This is a genomic window from Streptomyces sp. NPDC060027 (assembly GCF_042737005.1).
Classification (GTDB): Bacteria; Actinomycetota; Actinomycetes; order Streptomycetales; family Streptomycetaceae; genus Streptomyces.
This window is the reverse complement of sequence record NZ_JBHWVI010000370.1, coordinates 1-5,193: the sequence shown is the minus strand read 5'-3', so window position 1 is coordinate 5,193 and position 5,193 is coordinate 1. Positions and strand designations below refer to the sequence as shown.

The window sequence follows — 5,193 nt, the reverse complement described above, 5'->3', positions numbered from 1 at the left end:
GACACCGCCGAGAAAGGGCAACAAGATCAGCCCGCCCGAGGTCCTTGAAGCCCGTCGGCGAGCCCGCCACCGGCACTCCTCGAAACGCATCACCGCCGAACACGCTCTCGCCGACCACAAACGCTGGAAGCAACTGACTCGCTGGACCCACCGACGCGATGTCCTGCCCGCCACCTATCGAGCTATCGCCGGCCTCGTCTCCGACCGCACCACCGGGACCTGAAAACGGCCGTACTCAGGGAAAACACGCCCCACCCGCTATCACGCACCAACTCGTAAGTGCCTCAAGGGTCCTCCAGATCAGCGCGGGCGTGTGAGCCCCAGGTGAGGGTGGAGAGCGTCAGGGTGTGCAGGGCAGTGCGGTCCGTGCCGGCCCAGCCGGTCCACAGCCGGCCGAACCCCTTGTCCCTCTTGTCGGGCCAGGGGTACGAGGGGGCGATCCTGGCGGCCCAGGTGCGCACGGCCAGGTCGTCGTGGGGGTAGATCGCGAAGTCACCGGTGTAGCCGCAGGCGGCGGCCGCCGCAGTCCGCGGTCCGATGCGGGGCACGCTCACGAGAGCGGCGACCAGATCGTCGGCGTCCATGTGGCTCCACTGGAGCGCGTGCCGCTGGAAGTGCGTCGCGACGGCTTGCAGGGCGCCGCGGTGGAGCTTCGCCCCGATGTCGGCGAACTGGTCGTCGGTCAGCTCCAGGACCTGCTCGGGCGTCGGGGCGACTGCGAGCTCACAACACGGTCGCTGAACCGTGGTGCCGTAGCTTGCGCACCACTTCCGGTACAGCTTGCGGGCCTGGTCGGCGCGGACGACCCGGCGCAGGATGGCGGTCGTGATCGCGTCCCAGAGCCACGGGTTCGTCAGGCGCTGAGTGGCGCCCAAGTCGTTCAGACCGTCCCGCAGGGCGGCCGGGACGGCGTCCGGGAGAGGGGACGGGTCGGTGGTCGCGAGCGCGGGCTTCTCGTCCTCTGCGCCGTGCACGCATTCCATGTGCAGGCCGTCGCGGTCCAGGGTGATGACCCACACGCCTGCCCCGGCGCGGACGGCGCGCGCGGGTGCCGTCCTCTGCTTCGTGCCAGGCGGGGTGATCGGTCGTCAGGGTGGTGGTCACGGGGTGCTCCTCGTGTGGTGCCGTTGGTGCGTCGTAGCCTCTCGCGTCCCCGGGGTACGGCGCGCCCCGGCCACGGAAAGCGGAGTGGGATCAGTCGATGAGGCGGCGCCGGGCCAGATAGCTGCGCATCAGGGCATACTCGGCCAGGGCCGCGGGCTGGGTGGTTCGTCTCAGGGCTGCGCCGGTGCCGGCCAGAAGTCCCGCGTGGGCATCATGTCGGCGAGAGCGGCTTGCGGCGGGGGCCACGGACGAACAGCGTCACGGTGTCCGGCTCCATCACGGCCTGGTGCACCATCGGGTGGCCCAAGGTGTACGCGCTGCCCGGCCGTTCGAAGGTGACGATGCCCGGCGCCAAGTCGGCCCGGTTGAACGGGCCGACCCAGTCGTCCGTACGGCGACGTACGACGTGCACGTAGCCGCCGGTGAGGATGCGCGTCGAGAACGTATAGCAGTGATCGTACGGAACAAGCTGGTTGTCCAGACAAGGGTTCATGTTCATGCGAATCTCAAAACCGCGGTCCGCAGCCTGATACAGGGACAACCAGTTCAGTAGCAGAGTGACGCGACTGTTCGCCAACCGCTCGGCGTCATCGGGATCTGGTCGACGAGCTGCGTGAGGAGCGCCCGGTCCGCAGCGAGGCGGTCCAGGAGGTCACGGCTGGTCCGCTGCACTTCGCGCAGGTCCAACGTGTCCAGCGACCGAACGCTCTCCAGCCAAGTCGTAGCGGTCTTCACCTGACACCGCCCACGCGAGCGCCACAGGCATTCACCTGTCCGTCGGGCACACCGGGCAGTGCTGGAACAACGCGCTCGTGGAGTCGTTCTTCGCCACCATCAAAGGGGAGTTGCTCGACCGAGCTCCTGCCCCAGCCGGGCCGCCGCCCGCACCGCGATCTTCGACTTCATCGAAGACTGGTACAACTTGCACCGACTGCACAGCAGCCTCGGCTATCGCAGTCCCGCCGATTACGAGACCACACTCGCAGCCTGACCACCACACCAATGGTGTCCGTCAAAGCGGAACAAGCCCAGACGAGGCCGGGTTCTGGATGACTCCGCTCGTCGCCCACACCTGGGGCCGACGTGGACACACGCCCGTGGTGCGGGGCCGGTCCTGGCGCCGCTGGTCGATCGCCGCAATGTGCTGCTACAAGCCGGGCGGGACTTCTCGGCTGATCTACCGGCCGCGCCGCCACCGCAAGCACCGGGAAGGGCGCAACAGCTTCGCCTGGAGTGACTACCGCGATCTGGTCGTCCGCGCCCACATCCAGTTCGGCACCCCCATCGTCCTGATCTGGGACAATCTCAACACCCACCGGGCCGCGGGGATGCGTGAGTACGCCGCCGCCCACGATTGGCTCACCATCGTGCAATTGCCCTCCTACGCACCGGATCTGAATCCGGTGGAGGGCATCTGGTCACTGTTATGGCGCAGCCCGCTGGCCAACGTCGCCTTCACCGACGACGAACACCTCGAACGCACCCTCCGCCGGGGCATGCGCCGTATCCAGTTACAGCCCGACCTCATCGATGGCTGCCTCACCGGCACCAGACTCACACCCAGCCAACGGCCGAGAACACCCCGAAGAGATCAGTAACGGCGACGGCTCAGCACAGCGCCGCCCCAAATTGAGTACCCCTTACTCCTGCCACTCACTGCAACCGAATGGCAGCCTTGCCCAGTGTGATCAGGTCATTCTTTCGACTTCGCTCGAAGTACACCGAAACTGGAGTCCCTGAAGTACCAGTTGCCATCGAGCTCACCCTGGAGGAAGTGCTGCTGCTCGTGGGTGTCATCGAGCATGCGCATACTCAACTCAGTGACCTGAGTGATGCCGATGCGGTTACGGTCAGCAATGCCAGCGGCGCCGATCTCCTGCAACTCCTCCGTACCCGTGTGGGGGCTGCTACGGCCCATGGGCGTCAAGGCATTCCTATGTTGGTGAGTGAGATCCGCTACGTGGAAGCGGCAGTGGTCAACCTGGAGTCCTACGAAGGCCACGAATCAGTTCTATGTGAGGGCTACGCCATCTTGGAGCGCCTCTCCGCACTCCAGAAGTCGGCGAGCGGCCCTGCGGGGCATCAACACCATCGAGTTGCCCGGTGATCGGTTTCCGTGTGCCCCTGAGCCGTCCCATGGGCCAGAGCAAACCAGATCTGCTTCACGGGTGATCCTGGATGCCAATGAGCGTTTTCCATCCTCAGCCTGAGCTGGCCAGATGGAGGGTGAGGACGGCTTGGACGAGGCGCGTGATTCGGGTCGTCGAGCACCGGAGTTTACGGAGGAGCCGCCAGGACTTGAGGGTGGCGGTGGCCTGTTCGAACAGTGCCCGGACCTTTGCGTGGGACCGGTTGACGGCCTGCTGTCCGGCGGAAAGGGCTGTCTCATCGGCCGTGGTAAGGGAGGCGGACCGTGCCGCCGGCGCCCTGGTAGCCCTTGTACGCCCAGCAGTTGATGCCGGCCTCGGCGAGAGCGTCGATGATGCTGTGCTCGCGTGCGGCCCGGACGTCATGGACGGCGCCGGCCAGGGCCGGTGAAGCCCACAGGAGACGTCCCTTCGGGCTGGCTGTGACCTGCATGTTCATGCCGTGCTTCGTGTGTTTGCCCGAGTAGAAGGGCCGGTCGGCGGCGATCCTGTCGCTTGGCAGAAGCGTCCCGTCCAGGATCAGATACGCCTTCATCGACGCGGCCCGTACTGCTTCGGCGAGCGTGGGGGCGAGGGCGGCCAGGAGCTCGACGGCCTCGGTGACGTACCGGTAGACGGTGGTGGTGCCGATCCCGAAACCGGCCGCGAGCTGGGCATAGGGCCGGCCGTTGCGGAGGTGGACGAGGGTGAGCAGTGCCTGGCGGCCCGCGCTCAGGCGACGCCATCGGATGTCGAGAGCGCACCGGCGTTACCTCAGGTGGGCGGCGAAGAAGCGGAGGGCAGAGCTGGACACGTCGACGCCGGACAGGTAGACAAGCATGCGAAGCCCCTGTGGAGACGGTTCTCTTGGTCGAAAACTCATCTACCAGGGGCTTCACCCTTCTGCCAGGCCAACTGCCCAGCCGACGCCCGAGGTTGGAAAAAGCTCAATGTCGTTGATCCGACAGGGCAACATCCCCGAATGCCCTTCAGCTTCAGCTTCTTTGGGCCTCAACAGGCCGAGTGCTGAACCCTATCTGTGTGGCGCGGGCAGAGCTTGATCCGTCGAGATGTCGGGGTTGTAGGACCCCAACCACCCACGTCAGGTCTTGTTCCGGGGCCGCAGCGACACGCTGAAGTACGGATTGGGCTGTGTTTGGCGAGTTTGCGGTCAATCGGTCGACTGCCGTGGTGTGATCCTTGGCGACTTTCTCTAATCCTTCAAGAGAATGGCCTTATCCAAGACCTGTGCGAAATGCGGAAGGGTCTGCGGGGGCAAACCGATTGGCGCAACCTCTCCGCGAGCCAGGCGGCTCGCGGCTTCGTTCATTGGCGCTACGAGATCTCCAGGACCCGCAGCCCAAGACATCAGTTGCCCGGTACCGACCAGCGTGGCAAGCGCTGCCGATCGTCCTGGCGGCCGGCCTCCGAGGCCCTGGTAGAGGCGGCCCTGCGCGGCAGTCCGGCTTGCAGAATCCAGCAGCTGGTGCTGCTTGCTCTGGAACAGACCGGGCCTCTGGGCCACAGCTCGGCCGTTGCCAACTACGGCCTCCAACCAACGGGGCAGCGTGGCACGGCCCTCGAACCGCAGGATCCACATGAGCTTGCGGTACGTGGGCAGTTCTGCGCCCACCAGCACACCGTCGAGGATTTCGGCGAGGCGCAGAGCGTCTGCGATGCCGTAGTGGTTGAGCAGATCTCGGGGCTCGTCCGGATGCATGGCAAGCATCATGATGTCGTCTGCGAGCGAGGGAACCAGCACATGGCTATCTTAACGGCCGTTCTCCGGTATCCGGGTGCAGTTGCGCTACCTACCTGAAGTGAGAGAACAGGGTCGCCGCGGGTAGATGCCAATGCGGTTGAGGCGAACTAGTGTCCTGCGCCAGTAGTTGATCGTTAGTAGTTGTGTGACTTCTGCTGCTGGTGCGTCAGTTCCCCGTCGGGGCCCGAAGCTGGAACCGTT

Annotated in this window: 6 protein-coding genes and 2 pseudogenes; 4 read left to right on the top strand and 4 right to left on the bottom strand. The window is 65.6% G+C overall.

Features of this window, described 5'->3' with window-relative positions; genetic code table 11:
• Positions 1-223: pseudogene (locus ACFWBT_RS41705) on the top strand (IS5/IS1182 family transposase); the annotation flags it as partial.
• A 61-nt stretch (positions 224-284) separates the two neighbouring features.
• Here the strand turns inward: ACFWBT_RS41705 and ACFWBT_RS41700 are convergent.
• Together ACFWBT_RS41700 and ACFWBT_RS41695 are read right to left on the bottom strand one after the other, a co-directional pair.
• Positions 285-1,019, bottom strand: coding sequence for a hypothetical protein (locus ACFWBT_RS41700; RefSeq protein WP_385709662.1), 735 nt, complete (start codon positions 1,017-1,019; stop codon positions 285-287).
• A gap of 296 nt (positions 1,020-1,315) precedes the next feature.
• Positions 1,316-1,603, bottom strand: a complete 288-nt coding sequence (locus ACFWBT_RS41695) for a hypothetical protein (RefSeq protein ID WP_385709660.1) — start codon at positions 1,601-1,603, stop codon at positions 1,316-1,318.
• 294 nt (positions 1,604-1,897) lie between these two features.
• On the opposite strand from ACFWBT_RS41695, the gene ACFWBT_RS41690 reads away from it, so the two are divergent.
• From ACFWBT_RS41690 to ACFWBT_RS41680, 3 genes are all read left to right on the top strand, one after another.
• The gene (locus ACFWBT_RS41690; RefSeq protein WP_385709657.1) at positions 1,898-2,095 is read left to right on the top strand and encodes an IS3 family transposase; all 198 of its coding nucleotides are present in this window, start codon (positions 1,898-1,900) and stop codon (positions 2,093-2,095) included.
• Between the two features lie 58 nt (positions 2,096-2,153).
• On the top strand, positions 2,154-2,702 hold the full coding sequence (locus tag ACFWBT_RS41685; RefSeq protein WP_385709654.1) for a transposase: 549 nt from the start codon (positions 2,154-2,156) through the stop codon (positions 2,700-2,702).
• A gap of 176 nt (positions 2,703-2,878) precedes the next feature.
• Positions 2,879-3,211 (top strand): hypothetical protein, encoded by a 333-nt coding sequence (locus tag ACFWBT_RS41680; RefSeq protein WP_385709651.1) that lies wholly within the window; start codon positions 2,879-2,881, stop codon positions 3,209-3,211.
• A gap of 94 nt (positions 3,212-3,305) precedes the next feature.
• Here ACFWBT_RS41680 and ACFWBT_RS41675 read toward each other — a convergent pair.
• Both ACFWBT_RS41675 and ACFWBT_RS41670 read right to left on the bottom strand, forming a co-directional pair.
• A pseudogene (locus ACFWBT_RS41675) lies at positions 3,306-4,071 on the bottom strand (transposase family protein).
• A gap of 372 nt (positions 4,072-4,443) precedes the next feature.
• Positions 4,444-4,992 (bottom strand): hypothetical protein, encoded by a 549-nt coding sequence (locus ACFWBT_RS41670; protein ID WP_385709648.1) that lies wholly within the window; start codon positions 4,990-4,992, stop codon positions 4,444-4,446.
• Positions 4,993-5,193: the final 201 nt, after the last annotated feature.

Bases quoted from the DNA above. Each gene is read 5' to 3' on its own strand.
- ACFWBT_RS41685 (WP_385709654.1), top strand. From the start codon at position 2,154: ATGACTCCGCTCGTCGCCCACACCTGGGGCCGACGTGGACACACGCCC.
- ACFWBT_RS41695 (WP_385709660.1), bottom strand. From the start codon at position 1,603: ATGAACATGAACCCTTGTCTGGACAACCAGCTTGTTCCGTACGATCAC.